General features: G+C 39.1%; 19 protein-coding genes. 11 read left to right on the top strand and 8 right to left on the bottom strand.

The features are described from left to right. Together J2S11_RS20225 and J2S11_RS20220 are read left to right on the top strand one after the other, a co-directional pair. A complete protein-coding gene (locus tag J2S11_RS20225; protein WP_307397723.1) occupies positions 1-585 on the top strand; it encodes a CPBP family intramembrane glutamic endopeptidase in 585 nt (194 codons plus the stop codon). 69 nt (positions 586-654) lie between these two features. Then, the gene (locus J2S11_RS20220; RefSeq protein ID WP_307397721.1) at positions 655-1452 is read left to right on the top strand and encodes a LysM peptidoglycan-binding domain-containing protein; all 798 of its coding nucleotides are present in this window, start codon (positions 655-657) and stop codon (positions 1450-1452) included. 150 nt (positions 1453-1602) lie between these two features. Here the strand turns inward: J2S11_RS20220 and J2S11_RS20215 are convergent, their stop codons facing one another. Then, entirely contained in the window at positions 1603-2889 is a 1287-nt protein-coding gene (locus J2S11_RS20215; RefSeq protein ID WP_307397719.1) for a glycoside hydrolase family 18 protein, read from the bottom strand. 204 nt (positions 2890-3093) lie between these two features. On the opposite strand from J2S11_RS20215, the gene J2S11_RS20210 reads away from it, so the two are divergent. The 4 genes from J2S11_RS20210 (at position 3094) to J2S11_RS20195 (ending at position 6817) form a co-directional block, all read left to right on the top strand. After that, positions 3094-3357, top strand: coding sequence for a phage holin family protein (locus tag J2S11_RS20210; protein WP_307397716.1), 264 nt, complete (start codon positions 3094-3096; stop codon positions 3355-3357). Positions 3358-3626: 269 nt separating this feature from the next. Continuing rightward, entirely contained in the window at positions 3627-4868 is a 1242-nt protein-coding gene (locus J2S11_RS20205) for a mechanosensitive ion channel family protein (RefSeq protein WP_307397714.1), read from the top strand. A gap of 130 nt (positions 4869-4998) precedes the next feature. Beyond that, complete coding sequence (locus J2S11_RS20200) at positions 4999-5154, top strand: hypothetical protein (protein WP_307397713.1); 156 nt, start codon at positions 4999-5001, stop codon at positions 5152-5154. Positions 5155-5458: 304 nt separating this feature from the next. After that, positions 5459-6817, top strand: a complete 1359-nt coding sequence (locus tag J2S11_RS20195) for a hemolysin family protein (RefSeq protein ID WP_307397710.1) — start codon at positions 5459-5461, stop codon at positions 6815-6817. A gap of 127 nt (positions 6818-6944) precedes the next feature. On the opposite strand, the gene clpP is transcribed toward J2S11_RS20195, so the two are convergent. The 3 genes from clpP to J2S11_RS20180 all read right to left on the bottom strand — a co-directional run bounded on the left by clpP (position 6945) and on the right by J2S11_RS20180 (position 9883). Then, a complete protein-coding gene (gene clpP / locus J2S11_RS20190; protein ID WP_307397708.1) occupies positions 6945-7520 on the bottom strand; it encodes an ATP-dependent Clp endopeptidase proteolytic subunit ClpP in 576 nt (191 codons plus the stop codon). Positions 7521-7619: 99 nt separating this feature from the next. Further along, positions 7620-8384 carry an RNA polymerase sigma factor gene (locus tag J2S11_RS20185; protein WP_307397706.1) on the bottom strand — a complete coding sequence of 255 codons (765 nt, stop codon included), beginning with the start codon at positions 8382-8384 and terminating at the stop codon, positions 7620-7622. A 176-nt stretch (positions 8385-8560) separates the two neighbouring features. Next, complete coding sequence (locus J2S11_RS20180) at positions 8561-9883, bottom strand: lysine N(6)-hydroxylase/L-ornithine N(5)-oxygenase family protein (RefSeq protein WP_307397704.1); 1323 nt, start codon at positions 9881-9883, stop codon at positions 8561-8563. Positions 9884-10011: 128 nt separating this feature from the next. On the opposite strand from J2S11_RS20180, the gene J2S11_RS20175 reads away from it, so the two are divergent. Further along, positions 10012-10374 (top strand): hypothetical protein, encoded by a 363-nt coding sequence (locus J2S11_RS20175; RefSeq protein ID WP_307397702.1) that lies wholly within the window; start codon positions 10012-10014, stop codon positions 10372-10374. Between the two features lie 42 nt (positions 10375-10416). Here the strand turns inward: J2S11_RS20175 and J2S11_RS20170 are convergent, their stop codons facing one another. The 3 genes from J2S11_RS20170 to J2S11_RS20160 form a co-directional block, all read right to left on the bottom strand. Further along, the gene (locus tag J2S11_RS20170; protein ID WP_307397701.1) at positions 10417-11421 is read right to left on the bottom strand and encodes a serine hydrolase domain-containing protein; all 1005 of its coding nucleotides are present in this window, start codon (positions 11419-11421) and stop codon (positions 10417-10419) included. Positions 11422-11789: 368 nt separating this feature from the next. Further along, positions 11790-12179 carry a spore coat protein gene (locus J2S11_RS20165; RefSeq protein ID WP_307397699.1) on the bottom strand — a complete coding sequence of 130 codons (390 nt, stop codon included), beginning with the start codon at positions 12177-12179 and terminating at the stop codon, positions 11790-11792. A gap of 23 nt (positions 12180-12202) precedes the next feature. Further along, entirely contained in the window at positions 12203-12511 is a 309-nt protein-coding gene (locus J2S11_RS20160) for a ferritin-like domain-containing protein (RefSeq protein ID WP_307397697.1), read from the bottom strand. A 147-nt stretch (positions 12512-12658) separates the two neighbouring features. Here J2S11_RS20160 and J2S11_RS20155 point away from each other — a divergent pair, with 147 nt between their 5' ends. Genes J2S11_RS20155 through J2S11_RS20140 form a run of 4 tightly spaced genes read left to right on the top strand, consistent with a single transcriptional unit; the run spans position 12659 to position 15295 of the window. Next, the gene (locus tag J2S11_RS20155) at positions 12659-13471 is read left to right on the top strand and encodes an SDR family oxidoreductase (protein ID WP_307397696.1); all 813 of its coding nucleotides are present in this window, start codon (positions 12659-12661) and stop codon (positions 13469-13471) included. A gap of 18 nt (positions 13472-13489) precedes the next feature. Further along, a complete protein-coding gene (locus J2S11_RS20150) occupies positions 13490-13990 on the top strand; it encodes an NUDIX domain-containing protein (protein ID WP_307397695.1) in 501 nt (166 codons plus the stop codon). A 41-nt stretch (positions 13991-14031) separates the two neighbouring features. Further along, on the top strand, positions 14032-14484 hold the full coding sequence (locus J2S11_RS20145; RefSeq protein ID WP_307397694.1) for a hypothetical protein: 453 nt from the start codon (positions 14032-14034) through the stop codon (positions 14482-14484). 1 nt (position 14485) lies between these two features. Then, positions 14486-15295, top strand: a complete 810-nt coding sequence (locus J2S11_RS20140) for a metallophosphoesterase (RefSeq protein WP_307397692.1) — start codon at positions 14486-14488, stop codon at positions 15293-15295. A gap of 240 nt (positions 15296-15535) precedes the next feature. Here the strand turns inward: J2S11_RS20140 and J2S11_RS20135 are convergent. After that, positions 15536-15902, bottom strand: a 367-nt coding sequence (locus J2S11_RS20135) for a polysaccharide deacetylase family protein (RefSeq protein WP_307397690.1), incomplete at its 5' end; no start/stop codon positions are given.

Below are 15902 nucleotides of genomic sequence, written 5' to 3'. Positions count from 1 at the left end.
ATGGATATGAGGAAGCAATTAAATCAAGTATCTAACAGAGTTCTTTACTTAAATCTGGCTGTCACTCAGGCTGGATTAGCATTGATTGGAGGTATCATTTATTTTTTCTTTTTACGGCAAGATTTACCGCTAAAAGAGCTCTATCATTTTGATGAGCTAGGCTTTGCTTTGCTAGTGGGAGCAGGCTTTGCTGTATGTGTGGTTACTCTTGATGTTGTTCTTATGAAGCTACTACCAGAGGATTACTTTGATGATGGTGGAGTAAATGAACGGCTATTCCGTGATGTCAATGTGTGGCAAATTGCCATCATTGCCTTAGGTGTGGCTGTTGTAGAGGAATTCCTGTTCCGTGGAGTTTTACAGAATTTAATCGGTCTTTTTTGGTCAAGTGTTATTTTTGCTTTGTTACATTTTCGCTATTTAAAAAAGTGGCTTTATAGTGTGCTTATTATAGGAATTAGCCTTGGCTTTGGCTTTATGTATGAATGGACAGGCAGCCTATGGGGCATGATCTTAGCTCATTTTTTAATTGATTTTATCTTAGGGATTCTGATACGATATCGCCTTATTTCATTCGAAAAATAAATTGCAGGAATTTATCGAAGAACAAAGAATTATATATACAGGAAGTTTTAGAAAAGGGTGATCATGATAATGAGTAAAAGAGATGAGCAGCTGACATCACCTGTCTATTCGGAAGATGAGCTTTTAGAGCAAATACGAGCATTGCCACCGCGCAGTGTTACCCATAAAAAAAGACAAGAAATGAGAGAGGCAGCTCGAAAAAGAGCTAAGAAAGACCAGCTTGAGGAAACTCAAGATTTCGAGGATGACGGGCTAAAGGATCCTACTTCAGAATTTGAAGAAGAAGAGCTAGAAGAAAATGAAGAAGAGGAAAGAAGACCTAGGGGAAAGAGAGCATTTTTATGGATTCAAGTGTTTCTCTTCACCTTTCTTGCTCTAATTCTATCGTTTCTTCTTGTTTGGTATTGGCAGGAAAGACAGAACCAAGCGACTGAACCGCATCAGGATCCCTTTGATCGCTTACTAGAGCAAGGAGCACTTAATCCAGGTGGGACAGGTGTGGGTGCAGACGATGATGATTCAAATGAGTCAAACCAGCCGGAAGCCAATGATGGAAGCGTTGATTTTGGAGAAGGATCAGAAATAGAGGATAACTCTTCGCCTGAAGGTGATTCTGTTGACGCATCTGAAGAAGAGACACCAGACCAAGAGACAGATGAAAGCCGTGATGAAGATGAAGAAGAGGATTCACCTACAGATCGTAAAATACTAGCCACACATACCATTCAGCCTGGGGAAGGTCTGTATCGCATAAGTATAAATTATTATGGTCAAAACTATGCTGACGAATTAGCGAAGTTTAACGGCATTTCAGATCCAGGTAACATTCAAAGTGGAACAACAATTTTAATACCAGAAATGCCATAGAGGCAACCTCATAGGTGAATCTTGACGTTTTTAATAGTTCATATATGTGCGTTACACGTGAATAACAAAAGAGCTGTTCCAGAAAAATGTACTTTTCATGGACAGCTCTTTTCGTATGATTAGGTCATCCAGAGTTTTTTGTTTATATAGCTATACCCTTTTTCGAACAACGAAATTATCCTGCACAAGGAGCCAATTCTGTGGAAATTCAAATCTCAATACCCAGTAGAAAAAGCCACGAATGCCTAATTCCTTTACTAGATCAAACTTTGCTTGAATACTCCTAGCGTCCTCAAACCATACCTCGTGTTCTCTGCCTTGTTCATCAGTATAGTTAAAATGAGGGGATTGGGCCGTTTCATCGTATTGAATTTCAACGCCGTATTGATCAGCTAAAAGGATAGCTTGCTGCGGACTAATGGCTCTAGCAAACGCTCCTCCCTGGACATAAGGTAATGTCCAATCATAGCCATACAAAGGGATCCCCATCATAAGCTTTGAGGTAGGGATTTGTGACACAGCAAATTCCATGACTCTGCGTACCTGGTTTAAAGGTGACACGGCCATAGGAGGTCCTCCTGACCAGCCCCATTCGTAAGTCATGATAAACGTGAAATCAACGATTTCGCCATGGGCCTGATAATCATGCCCCTCATAAAGAACTCCCGTTTGAGTTACACTCGTTTTTGGAGCAAGTGCAGAAGATAGGAGAAATCCTTCAGCTTTTAACCGAGCAGAAGCTTTACGAAGGAGCTCATTGTATTTTTCACGATTGGCTGCCCCTACATACTCGATATCGAAATCAAGCCCTAAATAGCCTTTTTCTCTCATGATAGCTAATGACTCATCAAGCAGTCGATCCTGTAAGGCCGGGTCATTTAAAATGGTTGTGATGAGTTCCGTACTAAAGCCACCCTCTGGAGGGATATTTGTTAAAACCATAAGCGGTACAACTCTATTTTGATAGGCAGCGTTGATGGATGGCTGATCGTTCATTGGTCTTAACGTTCCGTCAGCATTGATCTGATAGCTAAATAGAGTGATGAAGGTCAAATTCTCCCCCACACTATTTATAATAGCTGGCTCCTGATTACCGGTCGGGCGAGGCTCTAAATAAGCGCTGACATCTCTTTCAGGTCTTTGTTTCTGAGGAATATATACACGAAATCCTACTTGTAGCTGCTCAGGTGAACTAATTTGATTAATGCGTTGTAGCTCTTCAACAGGAATTTCATACCTCCGACTCAGCTGATAAAGAGATTCACCAGGCTGTATCCAGTGATAACTTCCCCAGATCGGGATCACAATTGTTTGCCCCGGGACTAAGCGGTCTGCATTTGGTATTTGATTGGATTCCTCCAAGCGAGCTGCCGTTACATTATATGTGTTAGCGATTCCTTGTAGGGTCTCGCCTTGTTTGACAACATGTATCTGCAAAATAGCTCTCCTCCTTATCTCTTTACCTAGTTCTTCATAGCTTATTCATTTATTTTCGGATGGGTGCCTGCCCAATGATATTTGTATTATCTTTCTACTAAATTTTTATTGGGATTGGTTAAATGGAGTGCAAGGACATTAAGAACTACATTAAAATCACTGTTTGACAAGCCCAAGCATATAATAAAATAGGAGGTGAGGAGGGTGGACTTTGTTCAATTTATTCGAGAGGAAATGTACATTCTTATTCCTGTTCTATGGACCATTGGGCATTTTTTGAAAATGACACCTTATGTGAAAAGCTGGCTGCTTCCTTGGATTTTACTTGTCATCGGCTGTGTATTTTCGATCCTGCTTCTTGGATTTAATATTCAGGCTATCATTCAAGGAATATTGGTTACGGGTGGGGCTGTACTGACTCATGAGTTATTTAAGCAAACAAGCATGAAAATCCAAGGAAAAGTATAAATACAGGTTTTGAAACAATCATTGATTTTTGTTACAGTATAAGAAAGTATAAAGGCTTTAAATCATGTTTCCTTCAAGTTTTATACTTTCTGACAGCATGGAGAGCTTCCTCTAATGATGGATTAAACGACTCTTCGAGAGGGCTTCAAAAAGAAGCTTTTCTCATAGCTAAGAAAAAAGGAAAACCCTTAAATAACAGAGTTTTGACTTATAAAATTTAGGGGCAAATCGTCGAGAACTCGAGAAGTCAAATGTATTAGGAGAGAGATATGAGTGATTGGTTAAGGAACTGGCAAGGCATCCAACAAAACCTGACAAACAATAGTTTAGAAATATTAGGTGTTATAGGTATAAGTCTTCTTATTTTTATTGTATTCTGGATCTTCCGTAGGATTTTTACGACGTATATCTTTAAGTTGTTTTTACGATTAACGAAAAAAACCAAGCTAGGCTATGATGAGTCAATATTACTTGCCTTTGAGAAGCCAATGCGTACGTTTTTCATTTTTATTGGATTGCTAGTATCCATTAATTATGCTGTGGCAGAGCTTCCAATTAGCCCAGTTGTAGCTGCTGCTTTGACCTCTGGAACATTAACTCTTTTTAGAGCTTCTATTGTCTTTTTAATTGCCTGGGGATTATTTAACCTTTCTAGTGAATCCTCTGCATGGTTAACCAAAATTGGGAACAGGTTTAATTATGAATTAGATCAAATTTTATTGCCCTTTATCTCAAAAGCCATTCGTTTTATTATTATTGCTTTAGCCTTTGCTATTATTGCAGATGTATTAGGCTATGATGTGAACGGATTTGTGGCAGGTTTAGGTTTGGGCGGGCTGGCTTTTGCTCTAGCTGCTCAGGATTCAGTCAAAAACATATTTGGCGGAATAGTGATTATTACTGAAAAGCCTTTTACCATTGGGGATTGGATTCAGACACCAACCGTAGAAGGAACAGTTGAGGATTTAACATTCCGGAGCACGCGGATTCGTACCTTTGCTGATGGATTGGTGACAGTCCCTAATTCAACGCTATCTAACGAGGCTATCACAAACTGGTCAAAAATGGGTAGAAGGCAAATTAGCTTTCAGCTAAGAATTCCTTTTACAACACCAAGAGATAGGGTAGATACAGTAGTAAAAGACATTAGACAATATTTACAGAACCATGATGCTATTAATAAGCAAACCTTATTTGTTCACTTTGATAAGTTCACGGAAAACAGCCTTGAAATCATGCTTTATTTCTTTACCAATACAACAAACTGGGGAGAATGGTTAGTGATTAAAGAGGAGGTTCACTTTAAAATTCTTGAGGTGCTTGAACGTGAAGAGGTTTCTCTAGCTACACCAGCTCGTACGATTATACTAGATACAGATGAGGATGAAGCAGAAGAGCTAGAAGAGAAATTAGAGCAATTGCAGAATAAGGATGAGCAAGAGAAAGGGAAGAAAGAGACACAAAGAGAAAATGAACAGGATACGAACACAGAGAAAGGGAAACGGTCATAACGTTTCCTTTTTTGATTATATTGGCGTAAAACGGAGCTAAAACCCTTTGTTTCGGTTTTTGACGGGGTAAATAAAAATATAGTATGATTATTCTATTATATGTATAAAGGAGTGAGGCGCCGATGGGAAGTTGCAGCGACTTGGACAGTTAGCGGCAGATAGAGGTATGAATAATCAGTGGAATGCTTTTTATACGTACATGGATCTGCTCTCTGCTCATAGATCTGAAATGAACATCGGTACTTCCCTATTCGGGTATACCCTTCAAACCGCTAATAAGAATTAAAGTGCACACCCTTAGAGATGAGTACGGTTTTGGTATAGGAACATGCATCTCAGAAAAGGATTAAATGCACATAAATAAGCATAAGCATATAAAGACACAAGGAGTTTAGCTTAAAGCCATAATTTCCTTATCTTGAATTATTAAAGCTACAAAAGGTAATGGTTTGAAGATAGATATATAAGCAACTATGTAAGTAAGAGAATGTAGAAGCAGATCCCTTTTCAACTTTTAGTATGTTATAGACAAAATTAGAACAAGTTAAGAATTCTATAATGATAAAGTAAAGGGGACTGATGATAACCAGATGGTTACCATTAATTTAATAGCAGTTTTAATATTGATACTAGCGACGGCGTTTTTTGTAGGTGCGGAGTTTGCCTTTGTAAAAGTTAGGACAAGTAGAGTAGATCAGCTAATCCAGGAGGGAAATAAAACAGCTTTATTGGTTAGAAGAGTTATTTCTAACCTAGATGGTTACTTAGCTGCCTGTCAGCTAGGAATCACGATAACAGCCTTAGGATTAGGTTGGTTAGGAGAACCAACCATTGAAAAGCTGTTACATCCACTTATTGAGGAGTTAAATCTCCCTGATCAAGCTATAACATTGATTTCATTTATCATTGCATTTGCGATCATGACCTTTTTACACGTGGTATTTGGTGAGCTAGCTCCTAAATCTGTAGCGATCCAAAAGGCAGAGAGGCTTAGTCTGTTGTTAGCTAGACCGCTTATTTGGTATCATACCCTAATGTATCCATTCATCTGGGTACTGAACGGTTCAGCGAACCAGTTTCTTAAATTATTTGGAATGAGATCGTCTAATGAGCATGCAGAAGCTCATTCTGAGGATGAGCTTAGAATCATCCTTTCCGAAAGCTTTGAGAGCGGAGAAATTAACCAATCTGAGTATGGTTACGTACGTAAAATCTTTGACTTTGATGACTTACTAGCGAAAGAGATTATGATTCCGCGTACGGATATGGTTTGTTTAGAGCTAGATAATACCTTAGAACAGAATATGAAAATCATTAAAGAGGAGCAATATACACGTTTCCCGGTTATAGCTGACAATAAAGATAGCATTGTTGGTATGGTGAATACGAAGGAATTTTTCTTGATCCTGGCAGAAAAGCCAGATCTAGATCTTAAAGAAATTATTCGTCCAGTTTTAACGGTCATCGATGCTACACCAGTTAAACAGCTTCTCAAGGAAATGCAGAAGCAACGTAAGCATTTAGCTATCCTGGTTGATGAGTATGGCGGAACCTCTGGACTTGTAACTATCGAAGATATACTTGAGGAAATTGTTGGCGATATCCGCGATGAATTTGATCAGGAAGAAAAGCCAGAAATTGAAAAGCTTAGTGAAAACCATCTTATTGTCGATGGTAAGGTTCCTATAACCGAAATTAATGAGCTTTTAGTTCTTCATATAGAAAACGATGACTTCAATACAGTTGGTGGCTGGCTCTACAGTCAAAACCAAGCTCTACGTGAAGGGCATGAGGTAGATTATGAAGGATATACGTTCAAAGTCTTAAAGAAAGAAAAGCACAGAATAAGAAAAGTTGAAATTACAAAAGCAGAACCATCTATTGAAGATGATCAGAGTGAATCTGAGAATCGTTCAGAGGAAGAACGATACCAGACGGAAAGTTCGTAATCTGATAGTACCTGATCATGATGAATGTAAAACACCCTTATCCAATGAAAAGGATAAGGGTGTTTTTCTAACGCTTCTTTTCTTTCTCTGCATAAACTTTAGGAGCCTTCAATGCAACTAGCTGAAGTTAAGTAATGATTTTATCAATGACCCCGTAGTCCAAAGCCTCTTGCGCTGTCATAAAATAATCTCGATTTGAATCCTGTTCGACTTTTTCAATAGGTTGCCCTGTGCGTTCAGCAATGATTTTATTCAATAGCGCTTTAGACTTTAGAAAGCGCTTAGCCGTAATCTCTAAATCACTAGCTTGCCCCTGAGCTCCGCCATGAGGCTGATGAATCATTATTTCGCTGTTCGGTAAGGCATATCGCTTTCCTTTAGTGCCCGCCAGTAGTAATGTTGCCCCGTAAGAGTATGCTGCTCCAGTGCAGATTGTTGAAACATCGGGCTTTATATGCTGAATCGTATCAAATACGGCAAAGCCTGCTGAAACAGATCCTCCAGGGCTATTAATATAAAGGGATATATCCTTATCTGGATCGTCAGCTGCTAAAAATAGCAGCTGAGCCACAATGGCATTTGCGACCTGATCATTAATTTCTGAACCTAAGAAAATGATACGATCCTTCAGTAGGCGAGAGTATATGTCATAGGACCTTTCTCCACGACTTGATTGTTCAATCACATATGGAATTACAGACATTTTGCATCCTCCTAAGAATTAGCTGATTCAAAAGGAAGGAGTAATCACTTAAAAGAGCATAGCAAATAAAAGGTAGGTCCCTTTTTTCAAAAAAGCTGATTAAGCGGCTTGGCTTTGGATACGTAATGATGACTTAATAGGCTGTCTTGTCAGCATCTTACCTACAATTTTTGTTTGTACAGTACTCTTAGCTTGACTTGTATGAGCAGTACTCCTCGCTTGCACAGTAGAGCTTGTCGTAAGCCCTAGCACTGGAATATAACGCAGTAGAGCTTGCGGATCTTGAGTAATAATAGCATGCGACATCACCTTAACAAGCTCTGTCTCCTGCTCTGATAATGGCATTTGAGCATGCATTTCAAATGGCGTTTCATCCATAGTAGACCGAGTTATTGGTTGTTCCTCAGCATATCTTTTCAGTGCATTTCTTGCACGGTGTAAAGCGGCTTTAATAGCTCCCTCAGAGGTTTTCAGTAGGAAACTAATTTCTTTCGCCTTATAATCAAAAACATCATGCAGGAAGAAGGTCACACTTTGCTTTAACGTAAGCTGCTGAACAAGCTGTTCAAGGGTATGTTCGACATCAAAGCGATCCTCAAAGGATGAGGCCTTATTTGAATCTACTAGCTGTTGTTCTTGATGCCTTTGCTTCCTTTTCTGATCGATCCAGGTATGAATAGCCATTTGATATAGAAACGCTTTGGATAGCTTCGGGGTGCTTTTTGTATTCTTTTGAAACGTGTACCACCGAATAAACGTATCCTGTACAAGGTCGTCCGCTTCCCATATTGAAGGGGCTATAGCGTGACAATAACGCTTTAAAATAGGGAGTACCTGTAGGATGTCGTCCGAATGAGTAGCCACTTTTAATCACCTACACTTCCTTTACTTGTTTGCTCTTAAGCTCCTTTTAAATTCAACCGCAATAGACTTAAAAAATCTATATAATTAACGTTAATAATCCTCAAAAAGATACGTCTTCATAAATATTTTTATCATATCTTGAGCAAAGATAGCTACGAACCTGAATTGTTCCTGCTTTATGACGTGGATATGGGTTTGAATTGCTGAAAAATAGAACGTTTAGGAATCGGGTAAATTTGCTTTCTAGCTATAGAGTTAATTATTTTTTGATTTCCTAATACGGATAGCACAAGGTTTGTAGCAGCTGTCCCGTGCGTATGCTCTGTATCCACCTGTGTGTAAATGTGGTGGTCACGCTTTTGCTTGAAAACGAGACGATAATCCTCAGCAACCTTAAAGCGCTCTGGTGCTTCTTCCTCATAAGTCAAATCATCTTTAAAGCGGGAAAGCCATTCAGGATAATAAGGCTTGTAGCCTGTGGCTAGAACTACTTTTTCTGTAGTATGAGTAAAGGCTTCCTCAAGCTGCCATTGCTTACATTCGAGCTCATAGTTTTTTTCTTCGGCTGAGGCTGTTATATCTTGTACATCTGTGAGTGGTTGTATCATAACGTTTAGCTCCTGATCAATAGAGCGATGATATAACAGGTTATAAATCGAGACAAGGGTTTCTGGATCTATTCCATTTCTCACATGGTCGAGGTGCCCAAGCGCGTTGACACTTTGCTTGTAGGTTAAATTTTGAAAATAATCAACATATTCAGGTGAAAAAACCTCTCTCCCTAGCTTAGCCGCTTCTTGTTGAAAAAAGCCAGTCTCTCGTGTGTACCAGGATAGAGAGTAAGAATAGTCCTTTTGCTCATTTAAAAGATCTAAAAAAACTTCAGCTGCACTTTGACCAGAGCCAACGATGGTAATACTTTTTGAATGGAGCAAATGGCTTTTTTGCTTTAAATAACGGCTTGTATGCACAATATCCTGTTCAGGGAGCTGAGTAAAAGATTTTGGAATATTAGGTATGCTACCGGTACCAATGACTACATTTTTCGTAAGAAATACTTCTGTTTCCTCTGAACTAACATGTCGAACATGCACCTGATAAAGCGGCTCTTTTTCTCCAAGATCAACAACATTAATGACTTTACGATGAAAAAGGCAGGAGGATAGCTGCTTGGCAACCCATTTTCCATACTGATTATATTCTCTTCTAGGGATGGTTGAGCGGTTAAAGAAATAGAATTTATATAATCGTTCATGCTTGTGTAAGTAGTTTGTGAACGTATAGGGACTTGTTGGATCAGCAAAGGAAACAAAATCAGCTAAAAACGGAGATTGCAAATCAGTGCCCTCAATCAGCATGCCGGGATGCCAGTTGAATGAAGCTTCTTGCTCAAAAAATAAAGCATCTAGCTCAGTCTGATCTACTAATGCAGCTAAACTAAGGTTAAAGGGGCCAATACCTACTCCAATTAAATCATAAACCTTATTATGCAGGTTCATGCTACCACATCCTTATCTATAGGCTTTTTTAGATATCAAAGTAATACCCATCCATCTATAAAAGCAAACAGACTCGTTTTTTAGCGGTATTTTGTCTATAATAGTATACGTGTAACGGGGGGATTAAGTTGGATAAATTTTTGAGTAATAGTAGATTCATCATGAATACTGGGGTTTGGATATCAGTCATAGGAATTGCCTTGAGTCCAAAAATGGGCTTTTTTGAGACAGGACCATTACTAGTGGTATTATCGATATTCTGCTTGACAAGTGGGCTATTTATTTCAACGTTTGCCAATATTCTAAGACTAAAGGAGCGCCGCGCTCTAACACCTGTTATTATCATATCTCAATGTGTGACAACAGGTTTTGCGGCTGCCTTTATTATTGCCTTCTTTATTTATGATGTACTAAATCTGTGGTTGGTAGCAGGAATTTTGGGTGGTCTTGGTGTACTACTTTTCGGCCGGACTGTTCAAGAAAAAGAGTAAAATGATTGGGTCGTTCTTCACTTGAAGGAACGACCCTTTTTATTATGCATCAAATAGGATATTAGCTAGCTCATGGCCTGTCTTGGCAGCCCATGGGATCTGATAATTACTCAATACTATAATGGTCATCTTATCTGTCAAGTAACGCTGCATATGAGTTGTAAAGCCGCAAATTCCACCTCCATGCTCTACAACCTGTTGACCATGCCTTTCAAAAATTCTCCAACCGTATCCATAGTTCTCTTTGTTTGGAGTATATAGTTTATTTAATATCATTGTGGAGATAAAGGATGGGGAGAAGAGTGCCTTATCCCAAAGCAACAAATCCTCAATTGTGGAATATAACCCTCCTCCTCCGAAAGGAACCTTCATATCTAGGTAATCGGCATTTTGCAAAATATTATGCTCTTGGTCAATTTTATATCCTCTCGCACGATGAGATAGTATAGTCTCACTAAGGTCATAGCCTGAATTGTTCATTTGTAAGGGGTTGAAAATTTGATCAGTAAGAAAAGCTTCATAGCTCTTCTGAGATACTTTTTCAATAATTAAAGCTAACAAGTAGTATCCTGTATTAGAATAAGAATATTGCTTGCCAGGGGATGTTACAAAACCCTTAGGATTTAGAAGTTCGATTAATTCTTCGGGAGAAAAGCCATTTTTCTCATAAAGATTCCGAAACTCAGGAAAAAGTACAAAGTTAGGTATACCAGAGGTATGACTAAGTAAGTGGTGAATTGTCACTTCCTTGCCATACAAAAGCTCAGGAATATAGATATTTAGGGTGTCAGTAAGATTCAGTTTACCTTGCTCTTCCAACATTAAAATCCCTAATGCTGTAAATGCCTTGCTGAGTGAACCTATGCGAAATTTGCTCTGAGGTGTATGTGGTACATTGTGCTCAATGTCTGCTAGCCCATAGCATTTTTGGAATAAGACATTCCCATCTTGAGCAATGGCTATGTTCCCACTGAAGGAAAATGGATGGGTTATTTCGTCCATGTGCTTCCCGATTCCTTTTATCGAACCCTCTGCTTTTCTGATCAATATGTTTCCCCCTCATTGTATAAATTTCTATCCTTACTCTAAAAAGTCTAAATGATTGTTGAAAGCAATATAAGACTTATTTTTCATATCCAGTTTATGGTATAATAATGATATAAGGTAATTAATATAACAAAGAGGGTCTTCCCAAATGACAAAAGTATATGCCATTTGGGAAGACCCTAATTAACTTATATATTATAAGATTGTTCTACTGGATAAAATTATGCTTTAGTCTTTGATTGCTTTCCTGTTTCATACAAAAAAAGCATATCCATAAAAGATAATGCTTTTTCGTAACTAGATATGTTTACTCATATTGTGTGAAAGTTTTTAAATTAATCCTTTCCAACCGTTTTGGAAATTCAGGCTTAATGTGTCTGACCAGTATAAGGCAGCTGAGAAGAATAGCCAGTAAACTGCTGATAAACCTGATCTAGCTTTTGTTGCTCAGCCGCTTCAAGCTTGTACCAGCCCTTCTGAAACATAAGCTCATATAAATCCCTATGATACTCCTGTAGCTCTGTACAGATCGTGAAGATGTCCTGATATAAATCCTGATGGCTAGCCTCCCAAGCAGCTGTATTGGAAGAGGTGATCAGGTACTTTTCACTAGCTAACACGTCTGTGACTCGATCTCTGTCAGTCATTTCAGTTCCTTGCATGTTTGTGGTGGAGCTAGGATTAGCAATTTGATTTTGATTCTGGTTCTGTGTTTGCTGTCCTTGATTATTATTAGCCTGCTGTTGATTTGGATTCATTTAAGTAATCCCTCCTTTTTGATTTAGTTTGTTTGCTGAGCTTGCTGTGCCGACCCTTGCTGCATTTGCTGCTGGACACTAGTCATCATTTGCGTGTTATTGTTTTGACAATGCTTAAGAAGAGTTTGGTAGTGTCTTTGATGCATTTCTCCAGCCTGATTTAAAAGCTGTTGAACCATAGGGTCTGTAGACTCCTGAGCGTAATGGGAGCATTTTTTAACGATGTTTAGATGCCAAGATAGCTGATCCTCTAGGTAGCTTAAATCCTTAGTTGTAATGACCTTAGGTGGCTGTGACAGAGGAACGGACTGGCCAGTATGAAGCTGTTGCATACAATATTGCCTCCTCAAATATTTTTTTAGTTCAGGATTTACTATGCCCATTTTTGCTTAATTCATGTGTTTTACGTTGTCCTGTGGTACAATCTATGATAGATTTCATATTCCTATCTATACCTTTCTTGAAAGAAGGCTTCTACAATGAATCGATCTGAGGTGATTGCTGTGAAGAGAAGAGTGGCACTGGTTACAGGAGGTGCGACAGGACTAGCTGTGCAGATTGTGCTTGATTTAGCCAAGGCAGGTCATGATATTGTGATCAATTATCGCTCTAGTGAACAGCAAGCTCTGGATTTACAGCAGCAGGTGGAGCAGCTTGGTGTAAGCTGTGCTGTCATTCAGGGTGATGTGACGAAGCTAGAGGACTGTGAACGATTAATTGAACAAGGATTAGCTAGGTTTGGTACGATTGATATTTGTGTCCTAAGTGCAGGACCTTATATGTTTGAGAGAAGAAAAATGGTGGATTACAGCATAGATGAATGGCAGCAAATAATAAACGGAAATCTCGATTCTTTTTTTTATATGACACGTATGCTTATACCCCAAATGAGAGAAAAGAAATGGGGGAGAATTATTACATTCGGCTTCCAGCAAGCAGGACATGCTTCTGGCTGGATGTACCGTGCCGCTTTTGCCGCAGCAAAAAGTGGATTAGCGTCTCTAACGCGCTCTATCGCTGAAGAAGAGGCTGATGCTGGGATTACCATTAATATGATTTGCCCTGGAGATATTGTGGGGGACAACAAGGAGAAACGGATCAAGGATGTTAAGGATCACCAATCGGTGGATACTGCTCCTGTAGGACGACCAGGTACAGGTGAAGATATTTCTAGAGTTGTCGAGTTTTTGAGCTCACCTCAATCCGACTTTATCACTGGGAGTATTATAGAGGTGAGTGGAGCTTTTAATATATTTGCTAAGCATGGAGGTACTACAAATTCCGATGAATAGGAATGGAAGGAAATAAGCATGAAGCTGAAAATATCAGGTACGGAACATTCTTTTCAATTTAAAGGTGCCTATGATCACCAGATCAAGTTAACTTTATTCCCTAAAGCCCCGTTGCCGGCTGGTCATGTTGTGGTTCTAGCCTTTTATCAAGACCAGCTTTTGTTTACGAAGCATAAAAAAAGAGGGTTAGAGTGGCCGGGTGGGAAGGTTGAGCCTAATGAGCAGCCTGTGGAGGCAGCAATAAGAGAGCTTTATGAGGAGACGGGTGGTCTAACTAGTGAGATATATTTAGTTGGTCAATATGAGGTTAGTTCTCCTGATACATCCTTTATGAAAAATGTTTATGTTTGCCATGTTCAAAGCATTGAGACCCACACCGGAATTGATACGGAGGGAGCCATTTTGTTACCAATAGACGTAGAGCCTAGTGTGTCTAAAGGTTTTTCAGCCCTTGTTTTAGACCCTGTATTTGAGCATGTACTTCGGTCAGTTGTTATAAACCCTGCCCCAAACTCATAGTATGTTGGAGAGAGCCTTGTACGAAAGAAGGGGTATATACGATGAAGTTATGGTGGCTATGGACTATGGTAACACTTGCTTTCCTATTAAGTATTGTTGCTCAGGGTGTCTGGCCCTCAGTATTGGATATTAATCAGAGCTATGGCCTCCCCGTCTTAAAGGAAATTCACCTGTCCAACAAAGAGGATATCTTAGCTATGATAGTGCTGAAGCCTTTTCATTATTTGATTAGTGGAATTCTTTTTATTTTTTCCTTACTCATGCTTTCCTTAGTCTTAAAAAAGGTCATTTATGAGTTCAAGGTGTCTTTGATTCTCAAAAAGAAACCCTATGAGGCTGTAGCTGTTGCTACACTAGCAGTTGCCGCTTATGTTCAAATACTGCTTTTTTTTCCTGCTCTTATTCTGACATTGAGCTTAATCATTCTACTTTATGAGGGCAGTATTTTACGCTTAAATCGAAAAAAAGATGTGGTTTATGTAAGAGAGGGATAATATGTTTACTTTTATAATGATAGGGCTTTCTATTTGTTTATTAGGCTTGGGACTTATCTACGTCATGTATAAAAAAGCGAAGAATCTAAAGCTTCGTCAGCAGGAAATTACAGTAGATGGCTGGCCTCAGGGCTTTGATGGGGTGAATTTTTTATTTATCTCTGATTTGCACAGAGAGGTTATTTCTGAGGAGATGAAGGAAAAGCTTAAAGGTCTGGCCATTGATGTAGTATTAATTGGGGGCGATCTTACTGAAAAGGGAGCCTCTCTTGATGTAGTGAAGCAGCATGTACAGTTTTTCACTTCGTTAGCTCCTACTTATTTTGTTTGGGGAAACCATGACTACGAAGCTGATGATAGAGAGTTAGACCTACTTCTACAGCTTAGTGGCGTGCATATTCTTGATAATAGGGCCATATCCTTTGAAGCGGGTGAGGATCGTCTATGGCTGCTGGGAGTAGATGATTTAAGCAGGAATAGAGCTCAATTACATTATGCTCTTCTTGATATTGAACAGTCGCCAGGCTTTAGAATCGTGCTTGCACATGACCCTAAAATCGTCTTATCCATTGAAAAGGAGCATCAGATTGGATTAGTTTTTAGTGGTCATACTCATGGTGGGCAGATTCGCATCCCATTTATAGGGTCAAAAATATTTGGAGCGTTTTATAGCAAATACTCTGCTGGGTTCTATCCCTTTAAAGAAAAAGGCTTAACATTATTTATCAGTCAGGGTGCTGGAACGTCTCATATCCCATTACGCTTAGGAACAGAATCTGAGCTACATCTTTTTACAATACGATCAAAATAAGAAAAGCTTCTATCGAAGCCCTCTCGAAGAGGTTGTCTAATCCATCATTAGAGGAAGCTTTCACACAAAGTGGGCAAGTGACGCTAAGCAACTTAAGTTGCAAGTCGTCCTATGTCCTGCAGTCAGAAAGTATAAAATTTGAAAATAATCATGGTATCAAATTTTATACTTTCTTAGACTGTAAAAAAGGAGCCTCGAGTGTAAGTCCAGCTATAGGACAAACATACGGGGCTCCGTTTGTTATTGCTCCTCTCCAGGCAAAATGACCTCAGTAGGAACAACGAATTTGTAGCCTTGAGCTTTAAGCTCCTTTAAAATAGGCTCTAACGCTTCAGCTGTAATTGTTTTATCATGGAATAAAATATTATCGCCATTTTTCATGTTGGAGAGCACTTGCTCTACAATTTCCTCAGGCTGCTTAAGCTCCCAATCTAAAGATCCATTAGACCAATTCATGGTCTGCATTCCTTCTTCACGAATGATTTCAAGAGAAACGTCTGAGTTTTGTCCAAAAGGAGCCATTCCTGTAATGAAGTAATTTGAGGTTTGAGTAGAAAAGCGCCACTTGGTATACTGGGAAACGTTCCAAGCAGAGAACAAATCCCAA

The organism is Bacillus horti (assembly GCF_030813115.1).
In the GTDB taxonomy this organism is placed as follows: domain Bacteria; phylum Bacillota; class Bacilli; order Caldalkalibacillales; family JCM-10596; genus Bacillus_CH; species Bacillus_CH horti.
Note: the sequence above shows the minus strand (reverse complement) of the source record. Positions and strands in the feature narration are given on the sequence as shown.

What these genes read in the sequence shown, in the direction of transcription:
- J2S11_RS20225 (WP_307397723.1), top strand. Translation starts at nt 1, where the DNA reads ATGGATATGAGGAAGCAATTAAATCAAGTATCTAACAGAGTTCTTTAC.
- J2S11_RS20220 (WP_307397721.1), top strand. Translation starts at nt 655, where the DNA reads ATGAGTAAAAGAGATGAGCAGCTGACATCACCTGTCTATTCGGAAGAT.
- J2S11_RS20205 (WP_307397714.1), top strand. Translation starts at nt 3,627, where the DNA reads ATGAGTGATTGGTTAAGGAACTGGCAAGGCATCCAACAAAACCTGACA.
- J2S11_RS20195 (WP_307397710.1), top strand. Translation starts at nt 5,459, where the DNA reads ATGGTTACCATTAATTTAATAGCAGTTTTAATATTGATACTAGCGACG.
- clpP (WP_307397708.1), bottom strand. Translation starts at nt 7,520, where the DNA reads ATGTCTGTAATTCCATATGTGATTGAACAATCAAGTCGTGGAGAAAGG.
- J2S11_RS20180 (WP_307397704.1), bottom strand. Translation starts at nt 9,883, where the DNA reads ATGAACCTGCATAATAAGGTTTATGATTTAATTGGAGTAGGTATTGGC.
- J2S11_RS20165 (WP_307397699.1), bottom strand. Translation starts at nt 12,179, where the DNA reads ATGAATCCAAATCAACAGCAGGCTAATAATAATCAAGGACAGCAAACA.
- J2S11_RS20160 (WP_307397697.1), bottom strand. Translation starts at nt 12,511, where the DNA reads ATGCAACAGCTTCATACTGGCCAGTCCGTTCCTCTGTCACAGCCACCT.
- J2S11_RS20155 (WP_307397696.1), top strand. Translation starts at nt 12,659, where the DNA reads ATGAATCGATCTGAGGTGATTGCTGTGAAGAGAAGAGTGGCACTGGTT.
- J2S11_RS20150 (WP_307397695.1), top strand. Translation starts at nt 13,490, where the DNA reads ATGAAGCTGAAAATATCAGGTACGGAACATTCTTTTCAATTTAAAGGT.
- J2S11_RS20145 (WP_307397694.1), top strand. Translation starts at nt 14,032, where the DNA reads ATGAAGTTATGGTGGCTATGGACTATGGTAACACTTGCTTTCCTATTA.
- J2S11_RS20140 (WP_307397692.1), top strand. Translation starts at nt 14,486, where the DNA reads ATGTTTACTTTTATAATGATAGGGCTTTCTATTTGTTTATTAGGCTTG.